This window comes from Luteimonas sp. A649 (assembly GCF_054072735.1).
In genome coordinates this window covers 169944-185615 of sequence record NZ_JBSVRQ010000004.1, presented here as the reverse complement: position 1 = coordinate 185615, position 15672 = coordinate 169944, and the positions used below count along the sequence as shown (strand labels likewise).

Sequence of the window (15672 nt, the reverse complement as noted above, 5' to 3'; positions counted from 1 at the left end):
CCATTCGCCATGGTTGCCTGCATGACGCCAGGAAAGCTCGCCATCCTACTGAGCGCGGTGCTCGCGCTGCCAGCCGCCCTGCTCCCGCAGGCGCGGGCGCAGGCGCTTCCCGACGACGAGCTCGCGCGGCGCGCGCTCACGGCCGCCGAGATCGGCCAGCCGATCCCGCCGCTGCGAGCGGACCACCCGCTGCAGGGCTGGATCGCGCATGCGCGCCTGAACCGTGACCGCGCCACCCTGACCCAGGCGCAGGCGCTGGACTTCCTGGACCGTCATCGCGGCCAGGCCGTGGCGTCCACCTTCCGCGCTGCCTGGCTGGGCGAACTGGCGCGCCGCAAGGACTGGGCGGGGTTCCGCGCCGCCTGGGAACCGGGCACCGGCTCCGCCACCCTGGCCTGCAATGCGCTCGAGGCGCGGCTGCGTACCGGCGCCGCGGATGCCAAGTGGACCGCCGAAGTGCAGGACCTGTGGCGCAAGGCCGGGCGCTCGCAGCCCGATGCCTGCGATCCCGTGTTCGAGGCGCTGGCCGCGCGCGGCGGCCTGGACGATGCGCTGCGCTGGGCACGCATCGAGGCCGCGATCGCCGAGGGCCAGCCCGGCGTGGTGCGCAGTGCGGCCCGCGGGCTGCCGGCCGATGCCCGCCGCCAGGCCGAGGCCTATGCCGCCTACCTGGGCGCTGCCGACGGCAGTGCCACCGCATGGCCGAAGACCGCGCGCAGCCGGCTCGCGGCATCGCACGGCCTGGCGACCCTCGCACGCTCCAACCCCGACGCGGCCGAAGCGCTGCTGCCGCAGGTGGCGCAGGCGCTGCAGTTCACCGATGCCGATCGCAGCCGCGTGCTGTACCAGGTCGCGCTGTGGACGGTGGCGTCCTACCACGATGGCGGCGCGCGGCGCCTGGCCGCGGTGCCCGATGCGGCCTATGACGAACGCCTGCACGAATGGCGCGTGCGCGAGGCGATGTCGCGATCGGACTGGCGCGCGGCGCTGGCGGCGATCGAACGCATGCCGCCGGCGCAGAGCAGTCAGTCGCGCTGGACCTACTTCGCCGCGCGCCTGCGCGAGCTCACCGGCGACCGCGCCGGCGCGCGCCCGCTGTACGCTGCCGCTGCACGCGATGCCGATTTCCACGGTTTCCTGGCCGCGGACCGCATCGACCAGCCCTATGCGCTGTGCCCGCTGGAGCACGGCGGCAGCGCCGCGGAGAAAGCCGCGGTGGCGGCGGACCCGGCGATGCAGCGCGCGATGGCACTGTTCCGGATCGGGCGTGCCGCCTGGGCCACGCGCGAATGGAGCGATGCGCTGTCGCGCTTCAGCGACCGCCAGCGCCAGATCGCAGTGGAGGTGGCGCAGGCCAACGGCTGGTTCGACCGCGGCGTGTTCGGCCTGGTCAACGCCGGTGGCGAGCGCAAACCCGATGAGCTGCGCCTCTACACGCTGCGCTTCCCGCTGCACCACGACGCCCTGATCCGCGCCGAAAGCGCGCGCAACAACCTGGACGCGGCCTGGGTGGCGGCGGAGATCCGCGCCGAGAGCGTGTTCAATCCGCGCGCGCGCTCGCCGGCCAACGCCCGTGGCCTGATGCAGGTGCTGCCCGAGACCGGTGCCGGCGTGGCGCGCCGCCTGGGCCTGCCCTGGTCGGGTGCGGAATCGCTGTTCGACCCGGCCACCAACATCCGCATCGGCACCGCCTACCTGCGCGAGATGAAGGACAAGTACACCCTGCCCTACGTCGCCATCGCCGCCTACAACGCCGGCCCCACGCCGACCGCGCGCTGGCAGTCGCAGCGCCCGGGCATGGATGCCGACTTCTGGATCGAGACCATCAGCTACAAGGAAACCCGCGACTACGTCGCCCGCGTGCTCGCCTTCAGCGTGATCTACGACTGGCGCCTGGGCAGCCAGGCGGTGCCGGTAAGCGATCGCATGCACGGCCGCGTGGGCGCGGCGCGGAAAACGTTCGCGTGCCCCGCGGCAGGAGTTCCCGTGGGAGTCCGGAATCCTGTGGGAGCGGCTATAGCCGCGATCGGTCCTGGCATAGCCATCGCGGCCATGGCCGCTCCCACAGTGGCTATCGAAGGCTGAGGGCGCGGACTTGGAGATCTATCTGGTCGGGGGGGCGGTACGAGACCGGCTGCTGGGACAGGCAGCAGGCGATCGTGACTGGGTGGTCGTGGGCTCCACGCCCGAGGCGATGCTGGCCGCCGGCTTCCGCGCGGTGGGCCGCGACTTCCCGGTGTTCCTGCATCCCGACACCGGCGAAGAGCACGCGCTGGCGCGCACCGAACGCAAATCGGCGCGCGGCCACCGCGGCTTCGTGGTCGACGCGGCGCCGACGGTGACGCTGGAAGAAGACCTCGGCCGCCGCGACTTCACCATCAACGCCATCGCCGAGCGCGATGACGGCCGCCTGGTCGATCCGTACGACGGGCAGCGCGACATCCAGGCGCGCGTGCTGCGCCATGTCGGGCCGGCCTTCGCCGAGGATCCGCTGCGCGTGCTGCGCGCGGCGCGCTTCATGGCGCGCTTCGCGCCGCTGGGGTTTTCCGTGGCGGACGAAACCAACGCGCTGATGCGCGACATGGTCGCCGGCGGCGAGCTTGCCGAGCTGGTGCCCGAACGCGTGTGGCAGGAGCTGGTGCGCGCGCTGCGATCGAAGAAGCCATCGGCCTTCCTGCGCACGCTCCGCGACTGCGGCGCGCTGGCGGCGGTGCTGCCCGAGGTCGATGCGCTCTACGGCGTGCCGCAGCGCCCCGAATACCATCCGGAAGTCGATACCGGCGTGCACATCGAACTGGTCTGCGACATGGCCGCGCAGCTGGCGCCGGGCGATGACGAGATCGGCTTCGCGGCGCTGGTGCACGACCTTGGCAAGGCGCTGACGCCGGCCGACGAACTGCCGCGCCACATCCAGCACGAACAGCGCGGCTTGGCCCCGGTGCGCGCGCTGTGCGAACGCCTGCGGGTGCCGGCCGCGAACCGCGACCTGGCCCTGGTCGCCTGCCGCGAGCACATCAACGTGCACCGGTTGGCGGAACTGCGCGACCAGACCGTGCACGACCTGCTCGCGCGCTGCGACGGCTTTCGCAAGCCCGAGCGCATCCGACGCCTGGCCACCGTGTGCGAGGCCGACAAGCGCGGCCGCGCCGGCCTGGGCGACGTGCCCTATCCGCAGGCCGATGAACTCGTGCACCTGCGCGATGCGGCCTCCGCGGTCACGGGTGCTGACATCGCCGGCGAAGGTCTTGAAGGGCCCGCCTTCGGCGCCGCGTTGCGCGATGCGCGTATCGCCGCGATCGCCTCTGCGCGCACGCTGCGCAGGGCCGGCGGCGCGGTCAGTCCTGAGTCCGGGGAAACAGGCGCGCCTCGACCCTGAGCAGCAGGTCGCCGAGCGGCGTCAGCCGCGTGGCCAGCCCCGCGATCACGCCCAGCGTATTGGCCAGCGCATCCATGCGATCGGCGAAGCGCGTGCCGGTCAGCGCGCCCTGCGCGTGCTCCAGGCCGATGCCCAGCAGCACCAGGCCCAGCGCGGCGCCCAGCAGCGCCGGCCAGCGTGCGAACAGCTGCACCGCCGACGCCGCGAGCAGGAAATACGCCAGGAAGTGATGCAGTTTGTCGCTGCCCGGCGGCGATGGCAGGTCGGGCGCCGGCATCATCGAACCCACCACCAGCGCGGCGATCCCCAGGCACCACAGCGTGCACCAGGCCAGTGGATAGCGCAGCGGCTTGAGCGAGCGCCCCGGCCTCAGTCGGCTCACAGACGGAAGCTCAGGTCGCCGCCCAGGAACGCGACCTCGAAGGGCACGTCGCGCTCGAAGCCCATGGCCTGGAAGCGCTCGCCCATGCCGGTGGGCAGGGTCAGCTGCTGCACCTCCCGGCGCAGGGCGTAGCGCGCGGTGTCGTTCGCCGCGGCGGCTTCCTGCGCGGCCAGCCGCTGCTCCAGTCCGTTGCCGATCAGGAACATCGCCTGGTTGCAGTAGCCGGCGAAGTCGAAGCCTGCGCCGGTACCGGCCTCGGCCAGCGCGGTGAAGTCCACCGAGGCGGTGATGTCCTGCAGGCCCAGGCGCGCGAACACATCGTCGACCACGTGGTGGCGATGGAAGGCGCGCAGGGTGCCGCGGTCGCGCGTGGCGGAGTAGTACTCGCGGCGCGGGTAGCCGTAATCGATGAACAGCATCGCGCCGGCCTGCATGCGGCCCATCACCGCCTGCACCCAATAGGGCAGCTGCGGCAGCAGTTCGGAACGGTAGCCGTCGGGGAAGGTGCCTTCTTCGCGCTGGCGCTCGACGTGGCGCACGGCAGCAGTCATCAGCGCATCGGCCGGCACCTCGACGATGGTGAAGCCCCCATCACGCGCGCTGGCCACGCCCTCCTCCAGCACCTCGCCCTTGCGGATCACGAAGCGCGGCGTGGGCAGGGCGTCGATCACTTCGTTGGCGAACAGCGCGCCCTGCCAGGGTTCGTCGAGCGGACGGTCGAGCCACTCCACGCGCGCGGACAGCGCTTCGGGCAGGTGCTTCGACAGGCGCTCGCGCTGGCGCTCGCGCAGGTCGGCGCTGGGCTCGAGGATGGCGTAGCGCGCGGGCATCGCATCGATCACCGCGAGGTGCCTGATCACGGCTTCGGCGAAGGCGCCGCTGCCGCCGCCGATCTCGAGGAAGGTGGCGTCGTCGCCCAGCTGGCGCAGTGACGGCGCGAAGGCCTCGGCCACGCATTCGGCGAACAGGCTGCCCAGCTCCGGCGCGGTGACGAAATCGCCGGCGCGGCCGAACTTGGTGCTGCCGGCGCTGTAATAGCCCAGGCCGGGCGCGTACAGCGCCAGCTCCATGAAGCGGGAAAAGGGGATCGCGCCGCCGGCATTGGCGATCACGGCGTGCATCAGCTGGCGCAAGCGGTCGCTGTGCGCCTGTGCGTCGGGATCGAGCGGGGGAAGTGACATGGGGAATTCCGTTGCGTACGCGCGACAGGATACGGAAACGCACGCCGGCGGACGTTATGGTGTCGTCTGATGATCACGGAGCCAGCCATGCCGGGAGGCCATCCCGCCGCACTCGTCACCGGCGCCGCGCGCCGCCTGGGCGCGGCCATCGCGCGCCGCTTGCACGCCGCCGGCTACGACCTGGCGCTGCATTACCGCGGCTCCGCGGTGGAAGCCGCGGCACTGGCTGCTGAGCTGGAAGCGACGCGCGCCGACAGCGTGCTGCTGCTGCAGGCGGAGCTGTCCGAGTTCGACCGCTTGCCGGAGCTGGTGGCGCGCACCGTGGGCCGTTTCGGCCGACTGGATGCGCTGGTCAACAACGCATCCGAATTCGTTCCCGACGCGTTCGGCGCCATTCATCCCGATCATTGGGACCGGATGATGGCGGTGAACGCGAAGGCGCCGTTCTTCCTCGCCCAGGCGGCCGCGCCGCACCTGCGCGCAGCGCGCGGCGCGGTCGTGAACCTCTCTGACATCTACGCCCGTGATCCGCGCGAAGACCTGGTCGCCTATGCGATCAGCAAGGGCGCGCTGGAAGCCGCGACCCACGCCCTGGCCGTGGCCATGGCGCCGGAGGTCCGCGTGAACGCGGTGGCGCCGGGCGCCATCCTCTGGCCCGACGAGGGCATCGATCCCGCGCTGCAGGAGCGGCTGCTGGCGATGACGCCACTCGGCAGGACCGGGACGCCCGACGAGATCGCCGCCGCCGTGCTGTGGCTGCTGCGCGATGCCGGCTACACCACCGGCACCGTGCTGGCCGTGGACGGCGGCCGCGGGGCGCGCTGAACCCGCGCCCCGCGCACCTTCAGCGCTTGGGCAGGAACGCGGTGGCGATGTCGGTGCCGCGGAACGCCTCGGGCACTTCATGCGAGACCGCATAGCGGTACAGCACCGCGGAGTAGATCCCGGTCAGCGCCGCCTGGTACACGCCCAGCAACAGCAGCCCCACCACGCACACCGCGCCGATCGCGATCGCCAGCGCCATCGAGGCCTGCGCGGCCAGAAGCACCAGGCCAACAGAGACCAGCACCGCAGCGCCGGTCAGCAAGCCGAACGCGGCGCCGATGCCGACCTGGCCCACGGCGTTCTCGCCCCAGGTGCGCTTGAGCAGGGTGACGCTCTGCTTGAGCGCATCCACCGGCCCGATGTCGCGACTGACCAGCACCGGCACCACCAGGAAGGTCGCCAGCGTCCAGGCCATCCCAAGGCCGCTGCCGACCAGGCGCACGATGAAGTTGTTGTCCTTGCCCTTCAGCGCCTGCAGCAGCACGCCGACGGTGGCGGCGATGGCGGCGTAGCCGAAGATCGCGCCAAGCCGCGAACGCGCAGCCGTGAACCCGTCCGACAGCGTCGGGTCACCACCCTCCAGGCGGATCATCGCCGCGCCGACCAGGGCGCAGTTGAAGAAGATCATCACGCTGTAAGTGCAGAAGTAGAAAGCAAAGCCGAGCAGCGCGCCGCCCACGCCGAAGCCGTTGCTGAACAGCTTGAGTGCGAGCGTCGGCAGCGCGAAGGTCGCCAGCACCAGCAGCGTGGCCAGGCCGGACAGCACCGGGAACAGCATCAGCTCGCGGTCCGAGCGCAGCACCGCGGCGCTCGCCTTCACCATGTCCCAGCTGCGCGAGAATTTATCGAACATCCCCTCTCCCTCCATCGTCACCGCGCCCCGCCGCGGCCGGTCGGCCACGTCGTCCAGCACATGGTTCCATGACGGCGCCGGCATCCCGAATGTGACCGGCGGTCCCGGCCGCGCAGCACCGTTGTCGTCAGCGGCGCCCGTCCGGGGCGGCGGACACGGCCGGAAGCGCGACTTCATGCATGGCCACGCCGCGCTCGCCCGAGGCCGCCCACAGCTCGACCAGCGTGCGTCCGCTGGACGGCTCCACGATGTCGGGCGCGATCTCTGCCAGCGGGCGCAGCACGAAGGCGTGGCGCAGTTCGCCGCGTGGCAGGCGCAGGTTGCCGGGGCCGCTGCAGACCAGGTCGTCGTACAGGACGATGTCGATGTCGAGCGTGCGGTCGCCGTAGCGCGGGCCGCTGCGGTCGCGGCCGTGCGCATCCTCGAGCGCGTGCAGCCAGTCGTTGAGCGCCTGTGGATCGAGGTCGCTGTCGATGACCGCGGCGGCGTTGACGAAGTCCGCGCCCTCGAAGCCCACCGCCGGCGTGCGATAGGCCGGCGATGCGAGGATGTCGCCGAAGCGCGCACGCAGCGCCGCGAATGCGATCGCGATGTGCCGCTCGGGATCGACGTTGCTGCCCAGGCTGAGGCAGGCGCGGCCCATCAGGCGGGCTCCGTTCCCAGGCTGCCCTGCTCCGGCGCACGTTCGTCGCGGAGCCGCACTTCCACCGGCGCGTCGCTGTGCGCCTGGAACACGCGCAGGCCGAACTCGGGCAGGATCGCCAGCAGGTGGTCGAAGATGTCGGCCTGGATGCCTTCGTAGACGGCCCAGCGCACGTCGTTGGTGAAGCAGTAGATCTCCAGCGGCAGGCCGGCATCGGTCGGCTGCAGCTGGCGCACCATCAGGCTCATGTCCTGATGCACGCCCGGGTGGCTGCGCAGGTACTGCTCGACGTAGGCGCGGAAGGTGCCAAGGTTGGTGACGCGGCGGCGGTTGACGGGTTCGGCGCCGCGCTCGGCGAGTTTCGCGTTCCAGTCCTGCAGCTCGCTGGACTTGCCGTCGAGGTAGGCATCGAGCAGGCGGAAGCGACGGAAGCGCGCCACTTCATCGGCGTCGAGGAAGCGGGTCGAATGCTGGTCCAGGTAGATCGCGCGCTTGATGCGGCGGCCGCCGGACTCGGTCATGCCACGCCAGTTCTTGAACGAATCGCTGATCAGCTTGCGTGTGGGGACCGTGGTGATGGTCTTGTCCCAGTTCTGCACGGTGACCGTGTGCAGGGCGATGTCCATGACGTCGCCGTCGGCGTTCTGGCTGGGCATCTCGATCCAGTCGCCGATGCGCACGCGGCCGTCGCCGCTGATCTGCAGGCTGGCCGCGAACGACAGGATCGTGTCCTGGAAGATCAGCATCAACACGGCGCTGGCCGCGCCCAGGCCGGTGAGCACGTGCACCAGGTCGACGCCTGCCAGCAGCGCCACCGAACCCAGCGCCGCCATCACCAGGACGATGATCTTGGCGACCTGCAGGTAGCCCTTGATCGGCTTGTTGCGCGCATCGGGACGGCGCTCGTAGATCTCGTTGGCGACGTCGAGCGCGTGGCCCACCGCGAGCGCCACGGTGAAGATCACGAACACCTGGCACAGGCCGGAGACCAGCACCACCAGCCGCGGTGGCAGGTCGGGCACCAGCGCAATGCCCGAACCGATCACCAGCGCCGGCACCACGTTGGCCAGGCGCGAGACCACGCGCATGCGACTGATGGAGCCGCCGGCGTGGTGGCCGGTGAGCTCGGCGACGCGCGCGAGCACGTGGCGCAGGCCGCGCAACAGGACGCGCTTGGTAATGAAGTTGGCCAGCCACGCCACCAGCAGCAGCGCGGCGAGCATCAGCAGGGTGTAGGCCCAGGGATATGGCGCCAGCATTTCGCGCAGCGCCTCGAGTCGGACTTGCATGGAATCTCCGGTAGTTCGGGGTCAGTCGGCCCGGCCGCGTTCGATGACCACGCCCACGGCGCGCGCACCGCGCACGGCGCCGGGCTTGCTGAGCTTCAAGCGTAGCCGCTGCACGTTGAACTCCTGCAGCACGATCTCCGCGCAGCGCTCGGCCAGCGTCTCCACCAGGCCGAAGTCCGACTGCGAGACGTACTCGACCAGGCGCTTGCTGACCGCCTTGTAGTTGAGCGTGTCGCCGATGTCGTCGCTGGCCGCGGGCACGCGGTTGTCGAAGCCCATTTCAAGGTCGAACACCAGCGTCTGGCGGATGCGGCGCTCCCAGTCGTAGATGCCGATCAGGGCGTCGATCTCGAGCCCTTCGATGAAGACGTGGTCCATGGCGCGCGGTCCGGGCGGGCGGACCAGCTTAACGCGGCGCCGCGGGGGGTCCGTGCGCAGGCAGGACTTCGGGCAGGGTCGCCATGTCCCAGCGCGGGGTGACGTGCACGGCGTCAGGCGCGCGCTGGCCGGCCTCCAGGCGCAGCGCACCGGCGAAGGCGATCATCGCGCCGTTGTCGGTGCACAGCTCCGGGCGCGGGAAGCAGGCGCGGCCGCCGCGCTTTGCGGCCATGTCGTGCAGCCGCGCGCGCAGGCGCCGGTTGGCACCGACGCCGCCGGCCACCACCAGGGTGTCGCAGCCGGCCGCGTCCAGCGCGCGTTCGCACTTGATGGCCAGGGTGTCGACCACCGCGTCCTCGAAGGCACGGGCGATGTCGGCACGGGTGGTGTCGGACTGGTCGCTGTCGCGCCAGGCCAGCATCACCTGGGTCTTGAGGCCGCTGAAGCTGAAGTCCAGGCCGGGGCGGTTGGTCATCGGCCGCGGGAAGCGGAACCGACCCGGCGTGCCGGCCTCGGCCAGCGCCGCCAGCTGCGGCCCGCCCGGATAGGGCAGGCCCATGAGCTTGGCGGTCTTGTCGAAGGCTTCGCCGGCGGCGTCGTCCAGGGTCTCGCCGAGCAGGCGGTAGCGGCCGATGGCGTCCACCGCCACCAGCTGGGTGTGGCCGCCGGAGACCAGCAGGGCCACGAACGGCGGCTCCGGGGGGGCGTCCTCCATCAGCGGCGCCAGCAGGTGGCCTTCCATGTGGTGCACGGCCACGGCCGGCAGCTCCAGGGCCCAGGCCAATGATCGCGCCACCCCGGCGCCGACCAGCAGCGCGCCGACCAGGCCCGGGCCGGCGGTGTAGGCCACGCCGTCGAGGTCGCCCACGCCCAGCCCGGCCTCGGCCAGGGTCTGGCGGATCAGGGGCAGCAGCTTGCGGACATGGTCGCGGCTGGCCAACTCCGGCACCACGCCGCCGTATTCGGCGTGCAGGGCGATCTGGCTGTACACGGCGTGGGCGCGCAGCCCGGCCGCGCCGGTGCGGCCGGTGTCGTACACGGCGACGCCGGTCTCATCGCAGCTGGTTTCGATTCCGAGGACGATCATGGGGGGCCTGGGGGCGGGTCGGGGCGGCCGCGGCGGGCCGCCAGCCGGGGCCCGGTCCGGGCGGCATTTGCACCCGGCGGGGATCTGTCGGTATCATACGCGGCTCGCCGGCAGGATACCGGCGCATTCCCAGACCAGAGATTCCAATGCCCAGCGTCAAAGTCCGCGAAAACGAGCCTTTCGAGTTTGCCCTCCGCCGCTTCAAGCGCACCTGCGAAAAGGCCGGTGTCCTGGCCGAAACCCGCAAGCGCGAGTACTACGAGAAGCCGACCCAGGAGCGCAAGCGCAAGGCCGCCGCGGCGGTGAAGCGCCAGGCTCGCCGCACCTCGCGCGACGTCACCAAGCGCCAGCGCATGTACTGATCCGGCTTGCCGGCGCCCCGTGCGCCGCAGTCGGTATCGTCCCTTGAAGCCGGCACGCGCAAGCGTCGCCGGCTTCTCGTGTTTCATGCAACCGGAGAATACCCGATGAGCCTCAAGCAGCGCCTGACCGATGACATGAAGACCGCCATGAAGGCCGGCGACAAGGCCAGCCTGGGCGTGGTCCGCCTGATGCTCGCCGCGATCAAGCAGCGCGAGGTCGACGAGCGCGTCGAGCTCGACGATGCCCAGGTGCTGGCCGCGCTGGAGAAGATGGTCAAGCAGCGCAAGGATTCGGTCACCCAGTTCGAGGCCGCCAGCCGCGAGGACCTGGCTGCGATCGAGCGCGCCGAGATCGAGGTCATCCAGCGCTACCTGCCCGAGAAGATGGGCGAGGCCGAGGTCCAGGCCGCGATCGCCGCCGCCATCGCCGAGACCGGCGCCGCCGGCCCGGCCGACATCGGCAAGCTCATGGGCGTGCTCAAGCCGAAGCTGGCGGGACAGGCCGACATGGGCCAGGTGTCGGCGCTGGTGAAGAGGGCGCTGGCCGGCTGAGCCCGCGTTGCCCTTGCGCGAACCGCCCTTGTGGGAGCCGCTATAGCGGCGATCGCGGGCGGCGGGGGCTGCCGCAAGGGCAATCGCGGCTATAGCCGCACCCACACACACAGCACATCGCGTGCACGGGGCGGCCCGCATCCTCCGGGGCATGGCTGAACTCATCACCCGGCGCCTGAAGGCGCGCTTCGACCGGCTCCAGCAGTCGCTGCCCTACGCCATCGCGCAGCGCTTCGTCGAAGTCGACATCCTCACCCACGCGGCGTCGCTGACCTTCTTCGCACTGCTGTCGCTGGCACCGCTGCTGGTGCTGCTGCTGTGGCTCACGGCTTCGCTGTATCCGGAGGCGCAGGACGCGCTGCTGTTGCAGGTGCAGGGGATCGCCGGCAGCGGCGCCGGCCAGGTCGCCAGCACCGTGCTCCAGAACGCCCGCGCCGAGCCCGACGTCGGCTCGCTGGCCGGCCTGTGGAGCACCCTGCTGCTGTTCTTCGGCGCGACCGCGGTGTTCGCGCGCCTGCAGGGCACGCTCAACGCGATCTTCCACACCGACGGCGCGAAGCTCCGTGGCGGCCTGCGCGCCTGGCTGCGCAAGCGCGTGTTCTCGCTGGGCGTGGTGATCGCGCTTGGCTTCCTGCTGCTGGTGTCCGCTGCGCTGACCACGGCGCTCGAAATCGCCTTTGGCGGCTCGCCCACCCTGCCCGTGCTGGGTAACGTCGCGGCGCTGGCGCTGTATGCACTCGCGTTCGCGCTGATGTACCACTACCTGCCCGACCGTCGCGTGCGCTGGCGGCAGGCCTTCCTTGGCGGGCTGCTGACGGCGCTGCTGTTCGTGGTCGGGCGCTGGGGCATCGGCCTGTACATCGCCGAGGCCGCGCCCGGCAGCGCCTACGGTTCGATGGGCACCCTGGTGGTGCTGCTGGTGTGGCTGTACTACGCGGCGGTGGTGTTCTTCGTCGGCGCGATGATCACCGCGGTGATCGACGAGCGCTGGCGGCTGTCGGACGTGAGCCGGAGGCTGGAGGAGCGGGCCGCGCGGCGGCGTGAATCATCGCCCACCCGGGAACCGCTGCTGCGGCGATCGCGGCTGTAGCCGCTCCCACAGGGGTCGGGATCGGGGTACGCATGCGATCATGGCGGGAGCCATGGCACGCCTCTCAGACGCCTTCATCGACGACCTGCTCGCCCGGACGGACATCGTCGAGGTGATCGCCGCGCGCGTGCCGCTGAAGCGCCAGGGCCGCGAGTATTCGGCGCGCTGCCCCTTCCACGACGAACGCTCGCCCTCGTTCACGGTGTCGCCGAACAAGCAGTTCTACCACTGCTTCGGCTGCGGGGCGCACGGCACCGCGATCTCGTTCCTGATGAACTTCGACCGCCTCGAATTCCTCGACGCGGTGGACGAGCTTGCGCGCCGCGCCGGCATCGAGGTGCCGCGCGAAACGCGCCAGCACAACGAGAATCCCGACACCCGCGACATGTACACGGTGCTCGACGATGCCGCGCGCTTCTACCGCGGCGCGCTCGCGCCTGGCAGCGAGGCCGCGGCGTACCTCGACCGCCGCGGCGTGGACGCGTCGATCCGCGAGCAGTTCGGCATCGGCTACGCACCCGGCGGGTTCTCCGCGCTGCGCGACGCGCTCGGCACCGATCCGCGCCGGCTGTCGCTGCTCGAGCGCACCGGCATGCTGTCCAAGAACGACCGCGGCCATGTCTACGACAAGTTCCGCGACCGGGTGATGTTCCCGATCCACGACCGCCGCGGCCGCGCCATCGCCTTCGGTGGCCGCGTGCTGAAGGCCGAGGATTCGCCCAAGTACCTCAACTCGCCCGAGACGCCGCTGTTCCACAAGGGCCGCGAGCTCTACGGCCTGTGGCAGGTGCGCCAGGCGAACCAGAAGATCGAGCGCCTGGTCGTGGTCGAGGGCTACATGGACGTGGTGGCGCTGTTCCAGCACGGCATCACCCAGGCCGTGGCGACGCTGGGCACCGCGACCACGCCCGACCACGCCGAGCTGCTGTTCCGTAACGCACCCGATGTCTACTTCTGCTTCGACGGCGACGCCGCCGGCCGACGCGCCGCCACGCGCGCGATGGAATCGGTGCTGCCGCGAATGAAGGACGGCCGCCAGGCCTTCTTCCTGTTCCTGCCCGACGGCGAGGATCCGGACACGATCGTCCGCAACGAGGGCGCACCGGGCTTCGATGCGCGCCTTGCGGACGCGACGCCGCTGTCGCAGTTCCTGTTCGACAGCCTGGTCGAAGACGGCATCAACCTGGCCACGCTCGACGGCAAGGCGCGCCTGGCCGAGCGCGCCAAGCCGATGCTTGCCCAGCTGCCCGACGGCGCCTTCGCCGACCTGATGCAGCAGCGGCTGACCGAACTGACCGGCGTCGGCGCGCGCGGATCCGCGCCCAACGTGCACGTGCCGGCCGCCCGCGCCCGCCGCGCACCCGCGGGCAACGCGCCCAAGCGCAGCATGGTCCGCGGTGCGATCACCCTGCTGCTGCAGCGCCCGCAGCTGGCGCTGGAACTGCAGCCGCCCTACCGCTTCGTGGCCCTGCGCCAGCCGGGCATCGACCTGCTGACCGAACTCGTGGCGATCGTCAGCGCGCGCCCCGACATCGGCACCGGCGCCCTGCTCGCCCAGTTCGAGGGCCGCGAGGAAGCCGGCGCGCTGCAGAAGCTGGCCAGCCTCGACGTGCCTGGCGACGAGGCCGGCTGGCGCCTGGAATTCATCGACGCCATCGGCCAGCTGGATCGCCAGACCCTGGGCCAGCGCGTGGACGAACTGCTGGCCAAGCAGCGCGACGGCGGCCTGGACGCGGTCGACAAGGCCGAGCTGCGCGAGCTGCTGCAGGCACGCGGCAACGCGGTGGGCTGACGCCACAGGGTTTTCCCCAATGGTGGTGCCAGCATGTGCCGGGTACTGTCGCCGGGACGGTGAATGCCGATTCCGACTGGCGCCATGTCGTTCGAAGCCCACAGCCTGCTCGCCCCGCTGCCGCCGCCCCAGCCCTGGCGCGATTTCGGCCATTTGCTGCGTTTGGACGCCGGCAAGGTGCCGGAACTCGATCCGACGCTGCTCGATGCGCCACCCGGCGACGTCGCCTTCGTGCTCGACCCATCCAGCGTGCGCACCAGCGACGAGAAGACCGGGCCGCACAACACCACCTACGAAGCCCGCGGCGATATGACCGTGCGCGGCCCCGACGGCGCCGCCACCGGCGTCCCGGTGCGCTACGAGGTCTCGCTGCGCAACGCCGAAGCCACGCCGGAGGCGATGCGCGCGGTCAATCCGTTCGACCCGGCGACCATCCCGCCACGCACGCGCATCGAGGTGCACGGCGCGGACTACGCCGGCACCGCGCTCGAACCCGCCTTCCGCGCGCTGGCCGACGCCAACGACCTTGCCTCCATCGCCGACCTGCGCCTCTCGCTGGAGATGACCGAGAAGAAGGGCCTACGGGTGATGACCGGCTCCGAAGAGCTGTTCGACGCTCCGCGCGACGGCGGTCCGGGCTCTCCCGCGCTCGAGCGCGAAGACTTCACCCGCCACACCACCATGCTGTCCGATGCCGCGGGCGCCGACCTGCCGGCGTACAACCGCATGCTGCTCACCGGCCAGGTGCCCGACGGCACCGTGGTGCTGGTCGAGGACGTGGAACCGGGCGAAGTGCGCGGCAGCGTGACCGAGGCGGGCTCCGGCGAAGTCAACGACATCACCTGGACGCTGGACGCCGAAGGCCGGCCCACCGGCGCCGAGGCCGTGCTGACCTGGGAGCCCTCGAGCCGCGGCCGCGACTCCGACCGCATCGAAGCCAACGCACAGAGCCGCTTCCGCACCGACAACGACATGAAGGGCAGCGGCGACGACGTCGGCCACCTCATGGCCTACCGCTTCGCGCAGGGACACGGCGAAGTAAACATGTTCCCGCAGTTCAGCAGCTTCAACCAGGGCGCCTACGCGAAGATGGAGCAGGAGTGGAGCGACTGGGTGGGCGCAGGCATGGAGGTCCGGATCGACATCGACCTCGTACGCCACGACTCGCACCGGCCCGACGAAGTGCACGTCGACTACGAAGTCACCGACCCGGTCACCGGCAACGTCGTCTACGATCCTTCGCTGATCGCGTTCGGCAACAGCGCGGGCCAGACCTTCGACGCCATCGCCTCGAAGCAGATGCCCGACATGATCGACAGGGCCGCCGCCTGACGGCAGACTGCCCCGCATGCACGCAGGCCCCGCGTCGGACAGGAATGAACTGATCGCCCGCATCGGCAAGCTGCTGGTCGCAGACCCCGCCGTGTCCGACGGCCTCTGGCACGGCTACGCGCTGATCGTCCGCTACAGCGACGGCGCCATCGCGCGTCGCATGACCGGCTTCCGCTACGACGCCGACGGCGGCCACCAGGGCGCGACGCCGTCCGACGACGCACTCGGCCCTGCCTTCGACGCGCTGCGCGACGCCACCCGCGTCCACGGCAAGGAACCCTGGGGCGCCTGCATCCTGCGACTGTGGCGCGACACCGGCCGCATGGCGGTGGACTTCGACTACGACACCCCGCAGCAGTGGGACATCACGCCTGCCACGCTCGCGGATGTCGCGGCGCGGGCGCGGCCGGGCGGGTAGCAGGAGGCAAGAGCTTTTTTTGCCACGGATTTACGCGGATTACGCGGATCTGGCCGGGGCAAGATTGTTGCCGCGAAGCTATCAAGAAGAAATTTTGATATGCAGGGCGTGC

At 71.0% G+C, this 15672-nt stretch carries 16 protein-coding genes; 9 read left to right on the top strand and 7 right to left on the bottom strand.

Annotation, left to right across the window (positions count from 1 at the left end; all coding sequences use genetic code 11):
* The first annotated feature begins 21 nt into the window (after positions 1-21).
* Together ACW5E8_RS14235 and ACW5E8_RS14230 are read left to right on the top strand one after the other, a co-directional pair.
* Positions 22-2085 carry a transglycosylase SLT domain-containing protein gene (locus ACW5E8_RS14235; RefSeq protein WP_456966188.1) on the top strand — a complete coding sequence of 688 codons (2064 nt, stop codon included), beginning with the start codon at positions 22-24 and terminating at the stop codon, positions 2083-2085.
* A 10-nt stretch (positions 2086-2095) separates the two neighbouring features.
* Positions 2096-3376, top strand: coding sequence for a multifunctional CCA addition/repair protein (locus tag ACW5E8_RS14230; RefSeq protein ID WP_456966187.1), 1281 nt, complete (start codon positions 2096-2098; stop codon positions 3374-3376).
* Here the strand turns inward: ACW5E8_RS14230 and ACW5E8_RS14225 are convergent.
* Together ACW5E8_RS14225 and ACW5E8_RS14220 are read right to left on the bottom strand one after the other, a co-directional pair.
* Positions 3336-3758 (bottom strand): VanZ family protein, encoded by a 423-nt coding sequence (locus ACW5E8_RS14225; protein ID WP_456966186.1) that lies wholly within the window; start codon positions 3756-3758, stop codon positions 3336-3338. The genes ACW5E8_RS14230 and ACW5E8_RS14225 overlap by 41 nt on opposite strands.
* Entirely contained in the window at positions 3755-4939 is a 1185-nt protein-coding gene (locus tag ACW5E8_RS14220; RefSeq protein ID WP_456966185.1) for a class I SAM-dependent methyltransferase, read from the bottom strand. Before ACW5E8_RS14220 ends, ACW5E8_RS14225 begins: the two co-directional genes overlap by 4 nt.
* Positions 4940-5026: 87 nt before the next feature.
* Between ACW5E8_RS14220 and ACW5E8_RS14215 the strand changes: the two genes are divergently transcribed.
* Positions 5027-5764, top strand: coding sequence for a pteridine reductase (locus ACW5E8_RS14215; RefSeq protein WP_456966184.1), 738 nt, complete (start codon positions 5027-5029; stop codon positions 5762-5764).
* 19 nt (positions 5765-5783) lie between these two features.
* On the opposite strand, the gene ACW5E8_RS14210 is transcribed toward ACW5E8_RS14215, so the two are convergent.
* From ACW5E8_RS14210 to tsaD, 5 genes are all read right to left on the bottom strand, one after another.
* A complete protein-coding gene (locus ACW5E8_RS14210; protein WP_456966183.1) occupies positions 5784-6617 on the bottom strand; it encodes a DUF6159 family protein in 834 nt (277 codons plus the stop codon).
* A gap of 127 nt (positions 6618-6744) precedes the next feature.
* Entirely contained in the window at positions 6745-7260 is a 516-nt protein-coding gene (gene folK, locus ACW5E8_RS14205) for a 2-amino-4-hydroxy-6-hydroxymethyldihydropteridine diphosphokinase (protein ID WP_456966182.1), read from the bottom strand.
* The gene (locus ACW5E8_RS14200) at positions 7260-8549 is read right to left on the bottom strand and encodes a mechanosensitive ion channel family protein (RefSeq protein ID WP_456966181.1); all 1290 of its coding nucleotides are present in this window, start codon (positions 8547-8549) and stop codon (positions 7260-7262) included. The genes folK and ACW5E8_RS14200 overlap by 1 nt, the downstream gene beginning before the upstream one ends.
* A gap of 21 nt (positions 8550-8570) precedes the next feature.
* A complete protein-coding gene (folB, locus tag ACW5E8_RS14195; protein WP_456966180.1) occupies positions 8571-8927 on the bottom strand; it encodes a dihydroneopterin aldolase in 357 nt (118 codons plus the stop codon).
* Positions 8928-8955: 28 nt separating this feature from the next.
* The gene (tsaD, locus tag ACW5E8_RS14190) at positions 8956-10014 is read right to left on the bottom strand and encodes a tRNA (adenosine(37)-N6)-threonylcarbamoyltransferase complex transferase subunit TsaD (RefSeq protein WP_456966179.1); all 1059 of its coding nucleotides are present in this window, start codon (positions 10012-10014) and stop codon (positions 8956-8958) included.
* A 146-nt stretch (positions 10015-10160) separates the two neighbouring features.
* On the opposite strand from tsaD, the gene rpsU reads away from it, so the two are divergent.
* From rpsU to ACW5E8_RS14160, 6 genes are all read left to right on the top strand, one after another.
* Positions 10161-10376, top strand: coding sequence for a 30S ribosomal protein S21 (gene rpsU, locus ACW5E8_RS14185; RefSeq protein ID WP_132987039.1), 216 nt, complete (start codon positions 10161-10163; stop codon positions 10374-10376).
* Between the two features lie 105 nt (positions 10377-10481).
* Entirely contained in the window at positions 10482-10928 is a 447-nt protein-coding gene (locus ACW5E8_RS14180; RefSeq protein ID WP_456966178.1) for a GatB/YqeY domain-containing protein, read from the top strand.
* 151 nt (positions 10929-11079) lie between these two features.
* Positions 11080-12018: a YihY/virulence factor BrkB family protein gene (locus ACW5E8_RS14175; protein WP_456966177.1), complete on the top strand. Its 939-nt coding sequence runs from the start codon at positions 11080-11082 to the stop codon at positions 12016-12018.
* A 52-nt stretch (positions 12019-12070) separates the two neighbouring features.
* The gene (gene dnaG, locus ACW5E8_RS14170; protein WP_456966176.1) at positions 12071-13810 is read left to right on the top strand and encodes a DNA primase; all 1740 of its coding nucleotides are present in this window, start codon (positions 12071-12073) and stop codon (positions 13808-13810) included.
* Between the two features lie 63 nt (positions 13811-13873).
* Complete coding sequence (locus ACW5E8_RS14165; RefSeq protein WP_456966175.1) at positions 13874-15142, top strand: DNA/RNA non-specific endonuclease; 1269 nt, start codon at positions 13874-13876, stop codon at positions 15140-15142.
* A 16-nt stretch (positions 15143-15158) separates the two neighbouring features.
* A complete protein-coding gene (locus tag ACW5E8_RS14160; RefSeq protein ID WP_456966174.1) occupies positions 15159-15560 on the top strand; it encodes a hypothetical protein in 402 nt (133 codons plus the stop codon).
* Positions 15561-15672: the final 112 nt, after the last annotated feature.